Source organism: Micromonospora sp. NPDC049529 (genome assembly GCF_055586685.1).
This window is the reverse complement of the sequence record NZ_JBVJHT010000002.1, coordinates 389,765-410,140: the sequence shown is the minus strand read 5'-3', so window position 1 is coordinate 410,140 and position 20,376 is coordinate 389,765. Positions and strand designations below refer to the sequence as shown.

14 protein-coding genes are annotated in these 20,376 nt (G+C 75.1%); 3 read left to right on the top strand and 11 right to left on the bottom strand.

The window, feature by feature from the left end:
- A complete protein-coding gene (gene eccB, locus ACZ6QQ_RS04550; protein ID WP_465874288.1) occupies positions 1-1,407 on the top strand; it encodes a type VII secretion protein EccB in 1,407 nt (468 codons plus the stop codon).
- On the opposite strand, the gene ACZ6QQ_RS04545 is transcribed toward eccB, so the two are convergent.
- The 7 genes from ACZ6QQ_RS04545 to ACZ6QQ_RS04515 form a co-directional block, all read right to left on the bottom strand.
- A complete protein-coding gene (locus ACZ6QQ_RS04545; protein WP_465874287.1) occupies positions 1,382-2,629 on the bottom strand; it encodes a hypothetical protein in 1,248 nt (415 codons plus the stop codon). The two genes, eccB and ACZ6QQ_RS04545, sit on opposite strands and share 26 nt — an antisense overlap.
- 226 nt (positions 2,630-2,855) lie before the next feature.
- Positions 2,856-3,641: a zf-HC2 domain-containing protein gene (locus tag ACZ6QQ_RS04540; RefSeq protein ID WP_465874286.1), complete on the bottom strand. Its 786-nt coding sequence runs from the start codon at positions 3,639-3,641 to the stop codon at positions 2,856-2,858.
- Positions 3,642-3,742: 101 nt separating this feature from the next.
- Positions 3,743-5,314, bottom strand: a complete 1,572-nt coding sequence (locus tag ACZ6QQ_RS04535) for a S8 family serine peptidase (protein ID WP_465874284.1) — start codon at positions 5,312-5,314, stop codon at positions 3,743-3,745.
- 9 nt (positions 5,315-5,323) lie between these two features.
- Positions 5,324-5,890 carry a sigma-70 family RNA polymerase sigma factor gene (locus ACZ6QQ_RS04530; RefSeq protein WP_465874283.1) on the bottom strand — a complete coding sequence of 189 codons (567 nt, stop codon included), beginning with the start codon at positions 5,888-5,890 and terminating at the stop codon, positions 5,324-5,326.
- 115 nt (positions 5,891-6,005) lie between these two features.
- The gene (locus tag ACZ6QQ_RS04525; RefSeq protein WP_465874282.1) at positions 6,006-7,142 is read right to left on the bottom strand and encodes a zf-HC2 domain-containing protein; all 1,137 of its coding nucleotides are present in this window, start codon (positions 7,140-7,142) and stop codon (positions 6,006-6,008) included.
- Between the two features lie 58 nt (positions 7,143-7,200).
- Positions 7,201-7,491 carry a hypothetical protein gene (locus ACZ6QQ_RS04520; protein WP_465874280.1) on the bottom strand — a complete coding sequence of 97 codons (291 nt, stop codon included), beginning with the start codon at positions 7,489-7,491 and terminating at the stop codon, positions 7,201-7,203.
- The gene (locus ACZ6QQ_RS04515) at positions 7,488-7,775 is read right to left on the bottom strand and encodes a hypothetical protein (RefSeq protein ID WP_465874279.1); all 288 of its coding nucleotides are present in this window, start codon (positions 7,773-7,775) and stop codon (positions 7,488-7,490) included. Before ACZ6QQ_RS04515 ends, ACZ6QQ_RS04520 begins: the two co-directional genes overlap by 4 nt.
- A 26-nt stretch (positions 7,776-7,801) precedes the next feature.
- Here ACZ6QQ_RS04515 and ACZ6QQ_RS04510 point away from each other — a divergent pair, with 26 nt between their 5' ends.
- Together ACZ6QQ_RS04510 and ACZ6QQ_RS04505 are read left to right on the top strand one after the other, a co-directional pair.
- Positions 7,802-10,201, top strand: a complete 2,400-nt coding sequence (locus ACZ6QQ_RS04510) for a LysM peptidoglycan-binding domain-containing protein (protein WP_465874277.1) — start codon at positions 7,802-7,804, stop codon at positions 10,199-10,201.
- The gene (locus ACZ6QQ_RS04505) at positions 10,198-12,606 is read left to right on the top strand and encodes a hypothetical protein (protein ID WP_465874276.1); all 2,409 of its coding nucleotides are present in this window, start codon (positions 10,198-10,200) and stop codon (positions 12,604-12,606) included. Before ACZ6QQ_RS04510 ends, ACZ6QQ_RS04505 begins: the two co-directional genes overlap by 4 nt.
- A gap of 10 nt (positions 12,607-12,616) precedes the next feature.
- Here ACZ6QQ_RS04505 and ACZ6QQ_RS04500 read toward each other — a convergent pair whose 3' ends face one another.
- The 4 genes from ACZ6QQ_RS04500 to ACZ6QQ_RS04485 are packed head-to-tail and all read right to left on the bottom strand — an operon-like array spanning position 12,617 to position 20,370.
- On the bottom strand, positions 12,617-14,884 hold the full coding sequence (locus ACZ6QQ_RS04500) for an AAA family ATPase (RefSeq protein ID WP_465874275.1): 2,268 nt from the start codon (positions 14,882-14,884) through the stop codon (positions 12,617-12,619).
- Positions 14,881-17,283 (bottom strand): right-handed parallel beta-helix repeat-containing protein, encoded by a 2,403-nt coding sequence (locus ACZ6QQ_RS04495; protein ID WP_465874273.1) that lies wholly within the window; start codon positions 17,281-17,283, stop codon positions 14,881-14,883. The genes ACZ6QQ_RS04500 and ACZ6QQ_RS04495 overlap by 4 nt, the downstream gene beginning before the upstream one ends.
- Positions 17,284-17,310: 27 nt before the next feature.
- The gene (locus ACZ6QQ_RS04490; RefSeq protein ID WP_465874272.1) at positions 17,311-19,947 is read right to left on the bottom strand and encodes a helix-turn-helix transcriptional regulator; all 2,637 of its coding nucleotides are present in this window, start codon (positions 19,945-19,947) and stop codon (positions 17,311-17,313) included.
- A 9-nt stretch (positions 19,948-19,956) separates the two neighbouring features.
- Complete coding sequence (locus tag ACZ6QQ_RS04485; protein WP_465874271.1) at positions 19,957-20,370, bottom strand: hypothetical protein; 414 nt, start codon at positions 20,368-20,370, stop codon at positions 19,957-19,959.
- Positions 20,371-20,376: the final 6 nt, after the last annotated feature.

The window sequence follows — 20,376 nt, the reverse complement described above, 5'->3', positions numbered from 1 at the left end:
GTGCGGTCGCGCAGGGACCAGGTCCAGGCTTACCTGTTCGAGGCCGGACGGCTGATCGGCGGGCTGATGAAGGGCCGCCCGGAGGGAGACGACCCACCGCACCGGCGGTTCACCATCGGAACGGCCGTGGGACTGCTGCTCACCGTGCTCATCGCGGCGGGCTTCGGCATCTACGGGCTGCTGCGGCCCGGCGGCAGCGATCAGTGGCGCAGGCCCGGCTCGATCATCGTCGTCAAGGAGACCGGGGCACGCTACCTGCTGCTGGGCGGGGAGCTGCGACCGGTGCTCAACTACACGTCCGCGGCGCTGATCCTGCAGAGCACCGCTCCGGTGCGGTCGGTCTCGCGCAACTCGCTGACCGGGGTACCGATCGGGGCACCGGTGGGAATCCCGGACGCGCCGGACGCCGTGCCGACCAGCAAGCAGCTCTACCGCGGCGCGTGGACGGTGTGCACCCGGCGCCCGCTGGACCGTACCAAGGCGGAACGCACCACCCTGGTGCTCGACGACGTCGCGGGCCGGGATCCGGGCGCACTCCTGGTGTCCACTCCGGACAACGCGCTGCACCTGGTGTGGCAGGGCCGCCGGTACCGCCTCGCCGGTGACCAGGTCCGGGTCGCACTGGGGTACGGCAGCGTACCCCCGGTACGGGTCACCGAGGCCTGGCTCAACCCGGTCGACTCCGGGCGCGACCTGGTCGTGCCGGCGGTCGCCGGGCGCGGCGGCCCCGGGCCGGTGGTCGCCGGCGCCCCGTCGGTGGTCGGGCAGATCTTCGAAGTGGCGAACCCGGCGCTCGCGACCCGCGAGCTCTACCTCGCGCGGACCGACGGATTCGCGCCGGTCAGCCGTACGGTCGGCGCCCTGCTGTTGGCCGACCCCGCCACCCGACGCTCCTATCCCGGGTCGGCCCCACGGCCGATCCCGGTGGACGCCGACGCGATGCACGCCGCCCCCGTCCTCGACGGCGGCGAGTACATCACCGGCTTCCCGGCCGAGCCCCCACCCATGGTCAACGACCTGCGCGGGGCGGTTCCGTGCGTGCGGCACACCGTCACCGCCGGCACCGTACGGTCCGAGCCGCTCGCGGTCGTCGACGCGGCACTGGACCGGGCCGTCACGGTACCCGCCGACCCGGGCGGGGCCGGCCTGGCCGACGAGGTGGTCATGCGGACCGGCAGCGGGATGCTGCTGCGCGACCGGCCGGCCCCCGGCGCGGTGCCCGTCGGCGTCTACCTGGTGTCGGAGTTCGGGGTGAAGTTCCCGCTGCCGGATGTCCCGACGACCGACTCGCTCGGCTACTCCGGGGTGCCCCCCGTGGACGTGCCTCGCGAGTTCCTCGCCCTGCTACCGACCGGGCCGGTGCTCGACCGCGACGCCGCACTCACCGGGCGGACCTGGGGCCGCTGACCACGCTCTCCCCCGCGCCCGCCGTCTGCGGCACGCGGGCACCGCCGAGCAGTACGTCGACCTGTTCCGGCAGGAACGTGGTCCGCGCCCACTGCTGCGGGGTGAGCTGGGCGACGAGCCCGGACAGCAGGGTCCGGACGCCGGACGGCAACGATTCGCCCGGCAGGCCGACCAGGATGGTGAGCCGCGTGCCGTCGGTGGGGCGGCGGCGGACCTCGTCCCGGTCGCTTCCGGCGTGCGACGGCCGCACCCACAGGCCCCACGCCGTCGGCTCCACCACCCAGCCGTCGCCGAGCCGGTAGGCGTCGCCGTCCGCGGGGTCCGCGGGCAACCCGGCGACGACCGCCGGAGGCGCCACCGGGACCGGGGGCCGGCCCGGCGCGCACCACAGCCGCGACACCGGCGGAGTCCACCAGCTCCGGCCGTCGGGGTCCACCGCGGCGGACACCAGTCGGTGCTCGTCGTCCACCGTGGGCAGGCCGGTCGCCACCTCCACCGGGCTGCCCCACCGCCCGGCGAGATCGTTCGCGAGATCCAGGACCAGCGCCAGTGGTACGCCGTACGGCGTCAGCAGCACCGACGGGTCGAGGGCGTCGAGGACGGTGAGGACCGCCCGCGGGTTCGGCGGGGCGAGACCGGGACGGCCGACCACCACCACGGGCCGCCCGGTGTCCTGTGGGACCGCGTACACCGGGTCGTCGTACGAGACCGGAGCCGGACCCGCGCTCTGCCGGTGCAACCACAGCCCCGCCGGAACCGACCGCGCCCGCAGGGCACCTCCGGTGTGCCGACCGACCGTTTCGACCTCCGGTTCCCAGCCCGGCCGAGGATGGCGCAGGCCAGCCGGCACGGACGGCCCCGACTCGCCGAACCGCCGCCAACCGTGCGCCGCGTACAGGCTGCCGTTGGGCACGAGCAGCACCGGCCCGTCCGGGGCGTAGACATCGGCCTGCACCTGCCGGGACAGGGCGGCGGCCGGGGACGCGTCGTGGTCCGGCGTGGCTCCCGGCCCGAGCGCGGTACCGGCGCCGGAGATGCCCAGACGGACGGTCGTGCCGGGCTGGACCAGCGCAGGCAGGGCCTCGGTGACGGCCGCCCAGTCCTCCGGTCCGGCGACCTCGCCGACGACGGTGACCACGCCGGGCTCGGCGGACAGTTGCGCGGCCGCGAGGGTGACGGCGCCGCCCGGGTCCGGTCCGGCGACGGCGACACCGTTGGCCAACCAGCGCAGGGAACCGGAAGGTGGCCGGCGCGGCCCGGTGTAGGGGGCTGCAGGCGGTGACATCAGGGGCGGGCCGCCGGCGGGTTCGTCCAACGGGACTGGTCGGGCGTCATGCAGACGACGACCTTGGACCGGCGTGGTGCACGCCGCCAGGGGTGGGCATCAGGCGATCGTAGGCGTTCGCCGTTTCTCCCGGGCTACCGGCGACTGAGAGTTTGTTGAACGTTTAGCCGGGCGGGGTCGGCACGGTGGTGTCCCGGCGAACCGTCGCCGCTACGATCAGCGCGCCGTCGGCGGCCGTCACACTGAACCTCTCCAGCCGGTCCATCGGGACCGGGCACGGGCCGGTGACCTCCTGGGCCTGCTCGGTCCCGGTCACTCCGGCGATGTCGTAGCTGTTGCCGGCCACATCGGTGACGTAGAAGCGGTAGCTCCGGCCCGGCTCCAGACCGGACACGGTAGCCCGCACGGCAGCATCACCGCCGTCCGGCGACACGGTCACCGACAGGACCGCGCCGCTGGCGCTTCCCCCGGAATCGGCCACCAGCGCCACCGGCGCCGGCGACTTGAACAGGACCGACTGGTTGAGCACGCCGCCGACGGCCAGCAGGACCACCAGAACCAGGCCACCCACGGCCAGCAGCGGTCTGCGGCGCAGCTTGCGGCCGGAACGCGACCTCGGCCGGGTCGGGCCGGACGCCCGGGGTGCCGGGCGCCGGTCCGCGCCGTCGCGCGACGGCGGCGCGGAGGCGGTTGCCGGACGCGCGCCCACGGGTACGGCCGACGCGGCGACCGGCACGCCGAAGTCGGCGATCAGCTCGCGCCGGTCCGCGTCGCCGAGAACGGCCAGTGAGAGCACGGCGTCGCCGAGAATCTGGCTCTCCTCAAGACATTCGGCGCAGCGGGCAAGGTGCTCCTCCACCGCCCACTGCTCACTGCCGAAGATCTGGCCGGCGACGTAGAGCGCGACCTTGCCGCGCGCCTCCGGTTCGTCACATTCGATGTCGCCCACTGGGCATCAAGTCCTCATGGTCCTGGTCGCCCTCCGTCCGCACGTCCCCCAACCACCTGAAGAACGAGTGCGGCCGGACGGCGGTTCAGTCGCGAAAAATTTCATCGTCCGCCGCTCGATGCCGACGGTTCGGGTTCGGGATCACCGGCCGGTTCGGCGCCGACCGAACGGTCGCCGGGAACGTCGCGCGCACGGTGGGCAGGGCGGCGGCGCAGCCGAACGACCAGCAGCGCACCGACCGCCAGGGCGGCCAGCATGGCGAGCAGGATGGCAATCTGCGCGACCGTGCCGGCGCCGGCGGCTTCGCCGGCGGTGCCAGCCGACTCCGGTGGCACCGGCTCGATCTCGTCCGGCAGGTCCTCGACGACCGCGGCCTCGGGGTCGATCATCCCGTGGCCGTAAGGGCTGCCGGCCGGCGCTCCACCCATCTCGTCCGCGGTCAGCACGATCCGGCGGGCGACCTGGACCGCCGACAGCCGCGGATGAGCGGCCCGAACCAGCGCCGCCTCCCCGGCGGCCAGTGCCACCGCATACCGGGTACCGCTGCCGACGAACCCCTTGGTGCCGGTGATACCAAGGCTGGAGATGTTGACGCCGGGCGCGACGACGTCCACGGTGTCGGTCACGTACTCCTCGGCCGCCTTGCCGTCGGCGCTCACCCCGCCGACCGACAGCAGGTACTCCGGCAGCAGTGCCGACGCCCCGGCGTTCTCAGCACCGGCCGGCGCGCCCGCGACCACCACGATGTCACGGGAGAGCGCCTGGTCGATCGCCCGCCGTACGTGCTCGTCGGTGACCTTGACGTGGTCACCCAGGGCGATCACGGTGGCGCCGGCGGAGGCGGCCACCTCGATAGCTGCGGCCTGGTCGGTCGGGCCCACCGGCTTACCGTCGGTGGCGATCCGGACCGGCAGCACGACCGCCTCGGGCGCGATCCCGGCGAAGCCGCCGCCGGGCGGGGCGGCTGCGGCGATCAGGCCGGCCATCGCGGTGCCGGTGCCCAGGCAGTCGGTATCGCCGCGCCGGCCGCCGGTGACGATGTCCGCGCCCTGCGTGACCCGGCCGGTCAGCTGCGGCAGCCGACCGTCCACTCCGGAGTCCACCACTGCCACCAGCTGACCGGCGCCCCTGGTCCGCGGCCACACCCGGTCCGCCGCCAGCCGGGTGGTGGCCCAGGTGGACGGGTCGCTCGCGACGGTGGCGGCTATGCAGTTGCCGCCCGGCCGCGACGTCGGCGCCGGGTCGGCCGCGCCGGGACCCGACGGCGGTGCTCCCGGTCCCGTGGAAGCGGACGGGGGCACCGGCGGGGCGGACGGGTCCGGTGGCCGGGTCGGTAGGACGCCGTACTGCACGCCGGGTCCCACGGCGTCCCAGGGCAGCACGATGTACCACCCGGCGGTCAGCTGGGCCGGGTTGGTCAGCTCCTTGCCGTCCGGCTGCTTGCGGCCGCTGTTGAGATTGAACAGCTCCCCCGCCCGCCCGGCGTCACCCAGGTAGCGCCCGGCGATGTCGGCCAGGGTCTGCGCGCTGTTCGGGCCGCTCGTGGTGACGGTGGTGTAGAGGACGTACTCGTCGGCCGCGGCCGTGGCCGGGGCGGCCGGCGCCAGCACGGCGAGCAGCGCGACCACCAGGCCGGCTACCCCCCACCGGTGCGTCGGTCGTCGGACCGTCACTGCGGCCTCCTAGAGCCCAAAGTCACGTTTCACCAGTTCCTCGTGCAGCGCCCGCAGCGCGTAGAACGTCCGGGACTTCACCGTCCCCTCGGGAACGGACAGGTTACGGGCCGCCTCGGCGACCGAGCTCTCCCGGAAGTAAATCTCGATCAGGGCGCCCCGCAGCCGCTCCGGCAGTGACGCGACCGCCTCCCGGACGGTCCGCGCGTTCAGCAGCCGGTCGAAGTCGTCCTCGGCCACCTGTCGGTCCTCGATGCGCTCGTCGAGGACCTCGGTCGAGCGGCCCCGCGCCGACCGGATGTGGTCGATGGCGATGCGCCGGGCGACGGTCAGCAGCCAACCTCGGCTCCACTGTCCGTCAGCCGTACGCGCCTCCGGATGGTTCCAGGCGCGCAGCAGGGTCTCCTGAAGGATGTCCTCGGCCAGTGCGCGGTTGCCCATCATCATGCGCGACAGGTAATTGAGCACGACCGGCCCATGGGTCCGATACGCGACCCGTAACGCCTCGTCGTTCGCCGAAGGGTGCGGCAACTCGCCGGACGCCGCCTGCGCGGTGACCTGATCCACGGAAACCATAACGACGCCACCAAATGCCGGGTTCACGGATGGTGACACCTGATTGCTACGACGAAGGTGCGGTGTGGACCGAGGACCTGGGCAAACTAGTCCCAAAGTCGACATGTGTCGTTGATCACAACGGTGCCCACGAACCGCGCACAACCGTCGCCGCCACCAAACCCCGGCCACCCGCGTCCCGCACACTCAGGTAGACGAGGTCGTCGACAGGCACCCCCGAGGCGCCCGACCACCGGACCGGGCCGGCGCCACCGGTGAACTGGCCGAGCAGGTGCAGGTCGTCGTCCACCGTGGCCGCGTACACCTGATATGAGGCGCCCGGGGTGAGGCCGCCGACGGTCAGCTCCACCCCCAGTCCGTCCGCTTCGCCACGAAGGACCGCGCGCAGGGTGACCTCGGCCGTGTCGCCGGAGACGGCGGTGGCCACGATCGGGCCCGGGGTATCCGTCCGGGACCACGGATAGAGGGTGACGCCAGCGGTCAGGGCCACGGTGAGGATGACCAACGAGGCCGCGCGCGCGGGTGACCAGCGGCGAGGGCGGCGGTGCGAGTGCGGGCCGATGGAGAGAGGGCCGGTGGCGGGGCGCGGCGGAAGGTAGCCCTCGTGGCGTCGCGCGGGGCGACGCGGCCCGGACACGATGACCGGAGCGATGAGGGGCGGGTACGGCTCGGCCAACGCGAACGGCGGACCGGTGAGGCGCGGCCTCGGGCGGGCGCTTCCGGTGAACCACGGCGCCGGTCGCTCGACAGCGCCCGCCGGGGACGGTGCCGGCCCGGCCGGGACAACTGCCGGGTCCGATGCCGACCGTGCCGCTTCCATGTCCAGGTGAGCCGCGACGGCGACCGGGTACAACGGCCGTCGCGGCGGAGCGGCTCCCCGGTCCGGGGCCGGCGGAGGCGGCATGGCGGTGGGGCGCACGGAGGCGCCAGCCGGGTCGGGCGCCAACCGCACCCGGTCCGGGGCCGGGTACGCCGCAGGGCTGATCGGGCGGGACGCCGGGCGGTTCGGGACGGTGGCCGGGAACCGCGCGGGTGGTGTGCCAGGCGTGTCCAGTCGTTGGGCTGGCGGGCGGAGCAGGGGCGGTGCGGCGGCGGTCGCGGGAGAGGTGGGCCTCTCGTGCAGAAGGTTGTCCGGCGCGGACCGCAGAATATCGAGCAGGTCGACAACCCGGGCGATGTCGTCGCGTTCGGACCGGCATGACGGGCAGTCGGTCAGGTGGCGAACCACCTCGGAGCGCTCCGTGTCACTCAACCGGCCGATGGTGAGAAGTCCCACCCTCGCCTGCATGACGGCGTCCTCGCAGTACACCTCAATCGCCCCGTCCCAGCACATCGCCGGCATCCCAACCGGCGTCGCCGCTGACCGGCCAGTTCACGTCCAGCGCGCCGCCGATGAGGCCGAGGATGCCGGTACGGCCGAGCAGCCCGTCCACCGCGATCGCGCACTCGTGCACCGGCCGCAGCGCGACCCGTTCGGCGGCCGGCGCGGCCGGGGTCACCGGCTCCACCATCCGCCGCAGCCTGGCCAACCGGTCGGCGAGGTCCGCCGCAAGCTCGGCGATGGCGGGTCCCGGATCGGCCTCGTACGGTGTGCCGGTCATCGTCGCTCACCCCCGGCCACCTCGAAGTCGCGGCGCGGTGGCGCGGCGGGCGCTCGCAGGTCGGCGACGATGTCGTTCAGCGCGTCGTCGAGCATCCGGGCGTAGATGTCGAACCCGACGAGCAACGCCTGGAACCGCAGGGGGGACATGCGCAGCCGCTCAGGATCGAGGCGACCGAGATGGATACGCAGCCGGTCGACTTGCTCACCGATCTCCACGACGGCGATACGGCACCGGTCGGCAGCATTGCCCTCGCCGGACGAATACGGTGTAATTCCGCTCATAACGCCTCCACACTCAGGAGTTCACCATGGAAACGAAGGGCAGGGCTCGGCTGTTCACGATCCAAGCCGCGGATCGCGGTGACGTGCCCGCGGTCCTCGCCGGGGTGACGTTCGCGCTGCTCCTGATGCTGGGTCCGGCGTTACCGTCCGAGGCTCACGCCGCGCCGGTTCCCTCGGCCGCGGCCGACAAGTTCTATGTGGTCGGTGAGCCGGTCGACGGCGAGCGCGAGTTCCTCTTCGCGATCGCCGCCCAGGCCCTCGGTGACGGCAACCGCTACCGCGAGATCTTCGAACTCAACCGGGGGCGGCCCCAGCCCGACGGCCGCGTCATGAACGACCCGACGGTGGTCGAGCCCGGCTGGATCCTGCTGCTGCCGGACGACGCCCGCGGCCCCGGTGTCCGTACCGGGGCGCTGCCGCCCGTCCCGCCACCAGCCGCCCTGCCGTCCGCCGGCACCCCGGCGCCAACCGCCGAGGCCCGACAACAGGCCGACGAGGGCGCGGTGTCCCCGAGCCTGCTCGTCACCCTGATCGGTCTGCTGCTGGCCGCGCTGGCCGCACCACTACTGGTACGCCGCACTCGCCGCACCCTGGCACCGGTCGGCCCGTCCCCCGAGGTCGCCCCGAAGCGGCGCGGTCGCAGGACGAAGACGTACGCCGTCCTCAACGCCGTCGGCATCGCCCCGGCCCCCGCCGCCTCCACGGCCACCCCGCCCGCCGCGACAGCCACCACCGAACTGCCGCTCGTCACCGTACCCTCCACGGTGGACCCGACCCCCGAGCCGCCGGTCACCACACGCCCCGCCGCCACACCCGTGGCCTCTACGCCCGTAGCCTCTACGCCCCCGGCCTTCCCGAGCCCTGGCGCACGACCGCCTACCCCGCCCCGCCTACCCCCTGCCGACACCTTCGGCACGCCGCCGGTCAACCCGCGACTGCCCGCCACAACCCCGCGTCCCGACACCTCCGGCACGCCGCCGGTCACCCCTCGGCTACCCGCCACAACCCCGCGTCCCGACACCATCGGGGCGCCTTCGGCCACTGTTCCGGCGTCCGCCGTATCCGCGCCCACCGCGTCCCGGCTCAGCCGGCAGCCGCTGACCGAGGCGCCGATCGGGCCGACGCCGGCACTCCAGCCGGAGACCGCCGCACGGACGCCGGCACCGGCACCGGCACCGGCAGGGCTGTGGCCACAGCCGACAGGGCCGGGGCCGCAGCCGACAGAACCGGGGCCGCAGCCGACAGGTCAGCAACCCCCCGCCACCGAGCCGGCAGGGCAGGCACCGGCTGCGTCGCACCCGGTAGGCCAGGCATCCGCCACACCGCCGGCATCGGCAGCGCCACCATCGACGGAGCGGCATCCCGCCGTATCCGATCCGGTGGTGTCGCCACCCGCAGCGTCCTGGGCCGCAGAGCCGCAACCCACCACGCCAGAGCCGCAACCCGCAGCGCCGCAACCCACCCTGCCGCAACCCGCAGCGCCGCAACCCGCGCCGCCGACCGCCGCGACGCAGCTCGCCTCCCCGCAGCCCGTCAGCCCTCCACCGGCCGCCACACCTCGGCCCGTCACGCCGCTGATGCCCATCACCCCGCCGAAGCGCGTGTCTCTCCCGCTCGCCGCCGCCCACCCGACGCCGGTGTCCGCGCCACGGCAGGCACCGGACGACCTCCCCGCCTCCGCCGCCCGGCTGATTCCGGTCGAGTCGCCCGGGCCGCGCGCCGAACCGCCCGCCGGGGCGGCGCTGGTCGGTGACGATCACATCGCCGGTCCGGCGGACGAGACGCCGGCGCCGGTGGTCACCGGGCTGCGACGCGCCATCACGCTGCCCTTCGGCGACCTGCAACGTGTCGCCGGCATCGGGTCCCTCGCGGCGACCGCACCCGGCTGGTTCCCGCCCCTCGTCACCAACCTGTACGTCGGCGAGACGCCGACGACCGTCCGGCTGGTCGGCGCGCGGCCGGTGCGCTGGGGTTCGGCGTACGGGTGGCTCGAGGATGGCTGGCGCCCGCCGGCGTCGAGCGTTCCGGTGGTGCTCGGCGAGCACGACGGCCGGCGGCTGTGGGTCGATCTGGCAGCCGCCCCCGACGCGCTCACCCTTCACGGCGACGAGGACACCTGCCGGCGGCTGGGCGTACGGCTGCTCGCGCAGCTCGCCCCGGCGGTGGACGTCGTCGTGATCGGCGACGCCTTCGGCGCGGAACCACTGCCGGAGCGGACCCGCCGCCTGGCGTCCGTGGGTGAGCTGGCGGGGCTGGAGCCGGCAGCGCTGCGGGTGGTCTTCTGCCCGGGGACGTCGGCGGGCACCCTGTGGCGAGAGCGCCGGTCGCTGGCCACGGCCGGGCACCGTACCGTCCCGGTGGTGATCGGCGAGGCCCCGTCGGCTCGATGGTCCGTACGCGCGATGACAGAAGGGCCGGCGAGATGATGCGACAGACCCGCACTCCGGAGTTCGCGGATGATGTGGCGACCAGCAACCCGGACGACCGCCCGGCGCCGGTGCTCGGCCTCGCCGACATCGAACTGATCCGCTCCGACGAGGGTGGTCTGGCCCTGCCGGACGATCCGGGCACGGCGCTGACCGTCCAGGCCCTGGCCGACCTCGCCCGGAATGCGGGCGCCGGGGAGCAGGACCTGCGGGTGCTGATGGACGACGGCGCCCGGCACGCGGCGATGTTCGGCCGGCTGGCGGACGCGCTCGGCCGGGACGTGCTGGTGACGCCGGCCGGGGCGACAGTCCAGCCGACGCCGGCGGCCGCGGGCCGGACCGAGGCCGTGCCGGTGAACCGGGCGAGCGGGGAGGTGGTCGACTGGGTTCTGGTCCAGCCGGCGTCGATGCGCACCGGGCTACCGGGCTGGTACGACCTGGCGGGTGGTCTGGTCCTGCACCGCGGCGGGCTGGTCACCCTGCCGTTGCCGAACGGTCTGGAGTTCGCCGACCGGGAGGGTTACGTGGTGCGGCGGGCGGCGGCGGCCCGGCTGGGCACCGCTCATCCGGATCTGGCGACCGTGGCGCTCGCCACGCGTGGTGGCGACTTCGTGCTTTCCACGTACCGGGGGCGCACCGGCGTGCACGGCGCCGACGAGGTCGCCGCCGCACTGTCCTCGATCCCGCTGTACGGCGGTGACCTGCGGCTGTGGCTGCGCTGGCCGATGGACGAGGCGGAGCAGCGCATACTCGACACCCAGGTGCGTGCGCTGGCCAAGGCGACCGGCGCGACGGTGTGGACTCCTCCGGTCGGCGCGGAGGCGTTGCTACTCAAAGGCTGCCAGGACCTGGCGGCGCGGGACCGGTCGGGACACGCGGTGCCGTGGCGGGCGGTCCGTCCCCCGTACGCGTCCGGTGAGTCGGTCTTCGACACGGACCTGGACGGACGGCTCACCCCGGCGGATGGCGTCACGGTCGCCTCGGCCGGGGAGGTGGCGCTGATAAGCACGTCGCAGCGGCGCGAGACGGAGATGCGGGACCGGTACCGGGAACTGACCGCCGAACCGGGTATGACGCTCATCGACCTGACGATCCTGGAGGACGGCCGGCTGGGGTTGCGCCATGGTGACGGCAGCGTACTGGCCGCAGGCACCGCCCAGCTGCGCCGACTGCTGGAGATGTCCGGCTGGCACGGCGGCGACCTGGTGTTGCTCACCCCGGTGCCGCCGGAACGGGTCGACGGCCTGCACGAGCACCTGCGGGTGCTGGAGGACGAACTGGGCGTGGAGGTGTGGACGCTCGCGCCGGGCGCCGAGGTGTCCGTACAGGAGGGGTTGCCGCGTGCCGTGGACGAGCAGCGGCTCGCAGCACGCTGGCAGCGTGCGGCCGGTGCCGGACCGGACCCGGAGGGCAGCCGGTGGTGCAACGACGACGGCTGGCTGGTCTCGGTGCGGCAGCGGATCCCGGAGCCGTCGCCCGTCGCCGCGGCCGTGACGGAGCCGGCCGCGATGGCCCCGGCGACGGCCGGTCCGCTGCCGCCGCCCAGTCCGCGGCCGCCGCTGACGGTGTCCGCGCGGGGTAGCCGCCCGCACGGCGTCAGGTGGCTGCCGGAGCGGCCGGAGGTCAACGCGGCGCCGGTGCGGCTGTGGCTGTCGTCGCCGTGGCCGGCGCAGCGCGTCGCGGTCGAGGGAGTGCCGTCGGCCAATCTCCACCTGGTCGGTCATCTGGCGGGCGACCGGCTGGCCCGGACCAGCCCACAGCGGCACCTGCTGTGCCTGCGGGTGGAGGCGGGCGGGGCGGTGGACCTGGGCCGGGTGGGCGTCGACCTGCCTGCGGACCTGCGTCACCAGGTGGCCGACGGCACCTTCCTGCTGCCGGCGGGGTGGCTGGACCTGGCCCGCCTCCAGCAGGGCTATCGAGTGGACGAGGCCGGGCAGCCGCGGGATCCGGTCGAGCTGCCGGCAAACCCGCTGACGCTGCGTTGCAAGGGCGCCCGGCACGGCACCGACGGCCTGCCGAACGAGGTGGTGTTCGCGCCGCGCGGCGGGCGGATGTGGGCGGTGGTGCCGGACCGGCCGGACGCCGTGGTGACGGACGACGACCTGCTGGTCCTGCTGGCGAGGCGTCCCGCCGTCCGGGCCGGTCACCGGCTGGTCCGTCTGCAGGTCGCGCCGAACCGCGCGGTGGACGTGGTGGCCAGCGCGGCCGCGCTGGCCGGTCTGACATCGGTACGGTCGCGCCTGCCGGAGTTGGTGGCGAACGGGGTGACGATGCTGCTGCCCAGCCGTTACTACGAGCGGACGACGGTGGACCAGGTACTGTACGCCGAGAATGACCGGTGGCGGCCCCGGGCCAAGGGCATCGAGTTGCCGCTGTCCAGCCTCATCGCCACGGACCGACGCTGACTGTTGCGGCTCAGGCCGGGAACGTCCCGGCCAGCACCGCGGTGGCCAGCTCGACGCGGGAGCGGTAGCCGGTCCGGGCGAACAGGCGGCTCAGTCGACCCTCGACGCTCTTCTCGCTGTTCTGCGTCGCCGCGGCCAGCTCCTTGTTGGACAGTCCGTCGGCGACGAGGACGGCGAGCAGCCGGTCGCCCTCGGCGACGGTTTCGGCGCGGCCGGCGATCGAGGTGCCGCGTTCCCGGGCGGCCTGGCGGAGCCGGGACCGGTGCAGCAGCGCCCCGAGGCCGCCGAGTATCTCGTACGCCTCGGCGAGCGCGACCGGGTTCCGGCCGGCCCAGCGCACCGCGCGTTCCAGGGTGCGTGCCAACTCGTACGGCTGGCCCAGAGTTCGCGCCCGCTCCACCGCCTCCTCCGCCGCGGCGGAGTCCCCGTCGACGATCATGCGGACGACGGCCGCCGGGTACGCGGGCAGCCGCGCCTCTCTCGCGGCCCGCGCCGTGGCTGGGTCGCCGTGTTCGGCGGCCAACTCGGCGGCCAACACCCACAGCTCTCCGGCGGCCGACCGGTCAAGCGCGGCCCGCACCGTCCGGGCCGCCGCCGCCGGGTCGCCGAGGGCGCGGTGCAGGTCGGTGAGCGCCGGCGCCAGCAGGTGCGGCGGCTGGTCGACGGCGGCGTCCAGCACGGTCCGGGCGCGGGCCGGCCGGCCCTGGGCGAGCAGCACCTCGGCGGCGATCCTGGCGACCGACGAGCCGGTTGCGGCCTGCCCGGCGGCCTCGGCGAGGACGGCACCGTCGAGGGCTGCGGTCCACCGGCCGGCCCGGAAGTCGAGGAGGCACCGGTCGGCCAGGGTCAGCTGTGCCGGGTGCAGCCCGGCCGCACCCGGATCCCCGTCCCGGACCCGGGAGAGGGCCGCGGCGGCCCGCCTCCGCTCGCGGCCGGGCGCGGTGTCCCGGCCCGCGGCATCCGCATCCGGTACGGTCCCGGCGAGAAGGCCTACGGCCTCGTCGCGCTGGACCGGAGTGAGGTCGTCGGCGTAGACGGTCAGCAGGGGCTCGAGAACGCGGGCGGCCTCGTCGCGGAGCCCCCGCCGCAGCGCCACCGTCGCCTCGCTCAGGGCGGCCTCCGCCTGGTCGGAGACCGATCCGCTGAGCTCGGCGGCGGCGGCCCACCAGCGCGCCGCGTCAGCCGGTGACCGGCCCGCCTCGGCGGTCGCGGCGTCCCGCAGCCGGGCGACGGCCCGGTCCGGGTCGACCGACGCGCCAGCCTCGGCGAGACGGTCGGGTAGGTAGTGCGGATCGGGTACGGCGGACGGGTCGGCCCAGAGAGCCTCGACCGCGACCCGGGCGATGCGGCGCCGTTCGTACGGGCCCTGGCCGGCGATGAGACCGAGCGCCAGGGCGGGCGAGGTGACGGTCCAGCCGCCCGCCCCGGAACGGATCACGCCTTCCGCCCGCGCCGCGGCGAGCTGCCGGCGTACCTGGTCCGCCGTCAGTCCGAGGGCCCGCTCGATGAGCGCGGGCGCGGACGGGCCGAACGGTTGCAGCACGACGAGGGCCCGCGCCACCGCGCGTGCCGGCCGGCCGAGCCGGTGCACCGGCCGCAGGAGCTGGTGCCCGGCAGGGATGACCGGGACGGCTGCCGGGTCGCGCAACCCGGCCCGGCCGTCGGCCACGACGAGCTGCCCGGTGTCGCGGTATCCGGTGATGACCGCGTCGATCGCGGCGGGCACGCCGACGCCGTACCGGCGCAGCGCCGCGGCCAGGTCCTCGTGTGGTGTGGCGCGCAGCAGCCGGGCGGCGAGCGCCTCGGCGTCGTCGGCACGGCGTGGCCGCAACGGCACGACCCGGGCCCGGAGACCTGGCCGCAGGCGCGGGACGGGCGGGCCGCCGCCGGTACGGACGGCGGCCACACACAGGATGGGCGAGCCCGCCGGCTCGTCCAGGACGTCCCGGATCGCCTCCGCCGACTCGGTGTCGGCCCACTGGGCGTCGTCGAGCACGAGGACCAGCCCGGGCCGGCGGCGCAGCAGGCCGGCGAGGGCGGCGGCCGGCGGCCCGGCGGCCCGGCCGGGCGGACGGGCCAGGCTGAGCGAGGCGAGGATGCGCCCGGCCAGGTACCACGGCTCGCGGCGGTCCTCGGGCGCCAAGCGCAGCGTCAGCACAGGTTTGCCCTGCTGGGCGGCGGCGTCCGCGGCGGCCCGCAGCGCGTAGGTACGGCCGACGCCGGCCGGCCCGGTGACCACGGTGAGCGCCGGCCCGCCGAGCAGGTCGGCGCCCGTCATGCGTCGTCGGTGAAGTCGGCAGCGGTAAGCAGCCGCATGTCCGCGTCGGTGAGTCGGTCGGACGCGGCGAGCCGGGACGCCTGGCGGTCGGCCATCTGTTCGAACACCTTGCGGGCGGTGCGGCCGTTGCCGAACGTGCCGGTCCTGGGGATGGTCTCGAAGTGCTCCAGCAGCAGCGTCACCGCCGCCTCGTCCAGGTGGTAGTCGTGCCGGCGGCACTGCTCCTCGACGATGGTCACCAGCTCGGCGGCGCTGTAGCTGAGGAATTCGATGGTCCGGCTGAACCGCGATTCGAGGCCGGGGTTGGTGTCGAGGAAGCGCTGCATCTCCTTGGAGTAGCCGGCGGCGATGACCACGATGTCGTCGCGGTGGTCCTCCATGAGTTTCACCAGAGTGTCGATCGCCTCCCGACCGAAGTCCGGGCCGGTTCCGCCACGGCCGGTGCTGAGCGTGTACGCCTCGTCGATGAACAACACGCCGCCGAGCGCTCGGTTGAACGCCTCGGTGGTCTTGATCGCGGTGCCACCGATGATCTGGGCGACCAGATCGGCGCGGGACACCTCGACGAGATGCCCGGAGCGGAGGACGCGCAGGTCGGCGAGGATCGCACCGTACAGCCGGGCGACCGTGGTCTTGCCGGTGCCGGGCGGTCCCGCGAAGACGAGGTGGCGGGCCATGGGCGGGGCGCTCAGGCCGGCCTCCTTGCGGCGCTGTGACATCTTGTTGAGATTGATCAACGACGACACCTCGTGCTTGACATTCTGCAAGCCGACCAGGTCGTGCAGCTCGGCCAGCGGGTCACCGGCACGGCGGATCTCGGCGCGCTCCGGTGGCTGAAGCTCGGCATGGGCGGTGGCGGTGCCGGCGGCGGTCGTCCCGTACGCGTCCGGGGCGCCGTTACGGGCGCTGCTCAGCCTGTCCACGGTCAGCTCGCCCGGCACCAACTGACGTAGCCCGGACCCGCGGTTGTCACGCACCGCGCAGCCGGTCAGGCGCACCGGCTCGGCAGTGGCGACGGTGACGCCGTTGCCCGCGTTGCCGTCGAACTCCGACTCCGCGATCACGCCGGACGCGCCGGCGGCCACCGCGCACCCGTCGGCCCGGCCATCGTGCACCCGGCAACGGGTGAGCGACAGCTCGGCCCCGGCGACTGCCTCGATCCCCGCACCACCGGACCTGGCGATGTCGGCGTCGGTGCAGGTCAGGACGGCTTGGGCGACCCGCAGGCCGGTGGCCGTGGCGCCGCGCAGGCTAAGCCCGGTGACGGTGATGCGCGCCCCGTCCTCGACGGTCAGGCCGTGGCCGCCGGGCTGGTCCACGTTGATGTTGTCGAGCGTGCCGCGGGCACCACCGGTGACCACGACGGCCGTGCCGGTGCAGCCGGTCACCCGCAGGCGGCGGAAGAACGGGTCGGCGCCGCCTTCGATCCGGACCGCCGCGTCGGCGCCACCGTCCACCTCCAGCTCGCTGAACTCGGGCGTGGAGCGTTCGTCCACGCTGACCGCGGCGGCGCCCGCTGCGGAGACCGCGCACCGCTCGAAGACACCCGCGGCCTGCCCGACGAAGCGGAGGCCGTGCCGGCCCGGGGAGCGCACCGCCACCCGGGTCAGCCTCGGCGCGCACCGGCTGCTGACGAACACGCCGTCGTGGCCGTTGCCCGCGATCGTGCTGTCCTCGACGGACACCGCCCCGGTGGTGGCCAGGTACACGCCGATGCCGTCGCCGCCGGTGACGGTCAGCCGCCGGATCACCCCGGCGGCCTGCTGCTCCACCGCGAGGGCGGGCTTGGCCGCGGCGATGATCTCGCAGTCCTCCAGGTCGATGGACGCGCGCCCGTTGAGGCACACGCCGTTGCCGCCCGCGCCCTCCACCGTGCTGGCCCTCATGCGCAGAACGCCGCTCTCGCCGACCACCACGCCGGAGGTGCCGAGCTGGACGAGGCGGCAGTCGTCGAGGACGCTGCCGGTCGCGGCGGTGACCACCACCCCGGCACCGGCGTGATTGGTGATGCGGCTGCCGCGCATGGTGAGGGCGCCACGGCCGAGGACGAAGACGGTCGCCCAGGAGCCCGCGGAAAGCTCGCACTCGGTCACCGCGAGCTGACCGGCCTCGAACGCCACGGCCGGGCTGTCCGCGTCGAGCGCCTCGATGGTCAGTCCGTTGAGAGCTGCGGACTCGGCGGTCAGCACGACCGCCGGGCCACTGGCTGCGGTGATCTTGACCGTCCCCGGCCCCTCCTCGGCGGCCACGGTGACCACCTTGTCCAGCACCAGGTTCTCCGGGTAGTGGCCCGGCGCCACCATGATGAGCGCGCCGGGCTCGGCCTTCTGCAACGCCTCACGGATGCTGCGGCAGGACCCGCCGGCGGTCCGGGAGACGAGGATCCTCTTGCTTTTCACGACGGGTCGTACCTCCACGTCAGCCGGTCAGGAAACCGCACCGAGAACGTCCGTCCCGAACGTCGCCGCAGCCAGCTCCACCCGGGAACGCAGTCCGGTACGGGCGAACAGTCGGGTCAGGTGGTTCTCGATGGTCTTCTCGCTCAGCCGCAGGCGGGCGGCGATCTGCCGGTTCGTACGTCCGCCCCGCAGCAGCTCGATGATCTGCAACTCGACCGCGCTGAACGCGGGCCGGGCGCTGCGCGTCTGCGGCAACGGCATCCCCCGCCCGCGCATGGCCCCGGCGACCGCCGCACGGGCCGGCGCCGCGCCCAGCGTCCGGGCCACCGCGTGCGCCTCCAGCAGCCACGCCCCGGCGTCCACGGCGGTCCGGCCGAGCGCCAGGGTGGCATGCCACAGGTCGAGGCGGTGGCCGCGGGCCCGTACGTGACCGGCGCCCTCCTCGGCGGCCGCCGCGTCCCGGTCGGTGAACGCGTGGATCAGCGACGCCGCCTCGGCGGTGAGCGGTGGACCGCCGGCCGCCCGCAGGGCCCGCAGCCGGACGTCCGCTGTGGTGGTGCCGAACCGGGCATCGATCTCGGCGATCCGGACGAGCAGCTGCTCGACGCCGATCGCGCTGCCGTACGCCCGCTGCGCGTCGTAGGCGCGCCAGCCGGCGGCAATCCGCCCGGCCGCCTCCGCCGCGTCGCACGGCTCGCATCCGGGGCCGTTGGAGACCCACCAGCGCAGGGCCGCGTACGGCGGTTCGGCCGGCACTGACCGCACCCACTCGGCCGCGGCCTCGGTCTGCCCGCGCAGCGCCAGCGCCTCGGCCGCCCAGAGCCGCGCCAGCCTCGGCACGAGCCGGTCCGGCGCCCCGGTGAGGTTCGCCTCCCGGGCGGCCGACAGCACACCGGCGAGGTCGCCACGGGCGCGGTGCTCGTGCAGCCGGTGGTACGCGGCGACCGGGCCGGCGACGGGCACGCCGTACCGGGCGTCGCCCAGCACCAGGCGCAGCACCATGGCCAGGTCGCCGATGCCGCCTACGCGCAGCAGCGGGTCAGCCCCCGCGCCGCCGGTGAGCGCCCGGCGGACGGTGGCGAACTCGTGCACCGTCAGCAGCGACGCGCCCGCGCCGGCCGAATCGGCGGGCGGGAGCGGGTCGCCGGCCGGCCACGCGTCCCCGAACGCCACCATCCCGTCCGGGCCGGCCAGCGCGGCGCGCACCCGCTCCGGCACCGGGTCGCCGGTGTGCAGGGCGGCGAGCAGCACGGCGGCGGCCAGGTCGGCGCGGTCCGCGGGCGGTACGCCGCAAGCGGCGATCCGGTCCACCTCGGCGGCAAGCTGAGCGAACTGGCCGGTCCGGACCAGCAGCCGCAGCAACCGCGCCTGGATGTCCCCGGCCGTGTCGCCACCGTCGGAATGCCGCAGCGCGGCGGTCAACCAGTGCACCGCCCGGCCCGGTTCCCGCTCGGTCGCCCGCGCGGCGGTGGACAGCAACGTGACCGCGGTACGCCGATCCGGCGGCACCGCGGCGCCGGCCGAGGTGACGTGGTCGGCGAGCGTGGCCCGGTCCGCGGGGTCACCCGCGCCCGTGCGACGGAACAGTGCGGCGGCACAGGCCCGGTGCAGCCGGGCCACCGCCTGCGGCCCGGCGTCGCGGACAAGGCGGGCGGCCAGCGCGGGACTCTGCGGCCGGATGCCGCCGAGCCGGTCGGCGACCAGCACCCCGGCGCACACCAGCTCGTCGAGGATCGCACCGTAACCGTCCGGGTCGCCGAGCGTGGCGGTGGCGAACAGCGGCAGGTCGGCCAGGCCGAACCGGGCCACCGACGCCATCGTGGCCAGGCGCACAGCGGCGGTGCCGTACGTGTGCAGGCGGGCGGTCAGCGGGTGGCCGGGCGGCAGCGGGATCGGCTCGTACGGGTCGCGCAGGCACAGGTGCCCGCCGGCGACGGTGAGCCGATCCTCTTGGCGCAGCGCGTCGACGGTCGCCACGACGGTCGCCGGGTGCCCGGCCAACGGACCGAGTGCCTCCCCCAGGGCGGGGACGAGCGCGTCGTCGACCGGCGTGCCGTACCGGCGGCCGAGCAGGTCCCGTACCGCGTGGACGGACAGCGGCGGCAGGTCGACGACCACCTCGGCCACCGCCTCCAGGCGTCCGGTGGCCGGCGCGTCCGGCTCGGTGGCGGCGACGACCAGGACGCCCGGACGGGTGGCGGCGCCGAGCGCGAGGACCCGGCCCGGCTCGCCGCCGGCGTCGTCGGCGACGAGGACGGCCGGGCCACGGCGGCCGATCAGGTAGAACAGGGCGGCGGCCTCCCGGGCCATCGCGGCTGTCCGGCCCGGCGAGCGGTCGGCGGGCGGCGCGCACAGCGAGCCGAGGGCAGCGACCGGCGCCGCCAGGGTCGACTCGCCCAGCAGCTCGTAGTGCCGCCGGACGGCGTGCAGCAGCGCCTCGAACCCGGCGGTGGGTCCCTCCCCCGGCCCGGCGGGCGGCATCCACAGCACCGCGGCGCCCTCGACCCGCCACGCGTCGGCGGCGGCGGCCAGCAGTGCCGTCCGTCCGCTGCCCGCGACGCCGCGGACCAGCGCGAACCGGCCGCTGTCCATGGTGTCGCGCGCGGCGGCGGTCAGTACGTCGAGCTCCGCCTGCCGGCCCACGACCGTATGCCGTCTCTGCATGCCCGGTTCCTACCGGCGGGCGCGGGCGGCCGGGCCGCCGTCGTCGGTCGCGGCGGCGGGGGCGGGGGCGGCGGGCATCCCGCGCGGATGCCCCTCCGCGAAGGTCAGGAATATCTCGCCGGCGGTGGCCAGCGAACGCAGATAGCGCTCGTCGTCGTCGGTGGACAGCCAGATCACCGGCTCGGCGGCGTCGCGCGGCTCGTCCGGGTGGCGCACGTCGACGAGGACCGTCGGTGCCGCGGCGTCCGAGCCGAACGCGGCGGCGAGCCGCCGCCGGATCCGGACGAGCGAGCTCTCCGCGTGGGTGACCCGCGCCGTGCGGCGACGCTGAGGCGGCAGGTTGGTGTATCCGGGAATCAGTTCGGCGAGCAGGTCCGCCGGATGTCCGGCCGACACGTGCCGACGGCCGCCAGCCCAGATCATGCGGAT

What these genes read in the sequence shown, in the direction of transcription:
- ACZ6QQ_RS04490 (WP_465874272.1), bottom strand. Translation starts at nt 19,947, where the DNA reads ATGCAGAGACGGCATACGGTCGTGGGCCGGCAGGCGGAGCTCGACGTA.
- ACZ6QQ_RS04515 (WP_465874279.1), bottom strand. Translation starts at nt 7,775, where the DNA reads ATGAGCGGAATTACACCGTATTCGTCCGGCGAGGGCAATGCTGCCGAC.
- ACZ6QQ_RS04505 (WP_465874276.1), top strand. Translation starts at nt 10,198, where the DNA reads ATGATGCGACAGACCCGCACTCCGGAGTTCGCGGATGATGTGGCGACC.
- ACZ6QQ_RS04485 (WP_465874271.1), bottom strand. Translation starts at nt 20,370, where the DNA reads ATGATCTGGGCTGGCGGCCGTCGGCACGTGTCGGCCGGACATCCGGCG.
- ACZ6QQ_RS04520 (WP_465874280.1), bottom strand. Translation starts at nt 7,491, where the DNA reads ATGACCGGCACACCGTACGAGGCCGATCCGGGACCCGCCATCGCCGAG.
- ACZ6QQ_RS04530 (WP_465874283.1), bottom strand. Translation starts at nt 5,890, where the DNA reads ATGGTTTCCGTGGATCAGGTCACCGCGCAGGCGGCGTCCGGCGAGTTG.
- ACZ6QQ_RS04510 (WP_465874277.1), top strand. Translation starts at nt 7,802, where the DNA reads ATGGAAACGAAGGGCAGGGCTCGGCTGTTCACGATCCAAGCCGCGGAT.
- ACZ6QQ_RS04500 (WP_465874275.1), bottom strand. Translation starts at nt 14,884, where the DNA reads ATGACGGGCGCCGACCTGCTCGGCGGGCCGGCGCTCACCGTGGTCACC.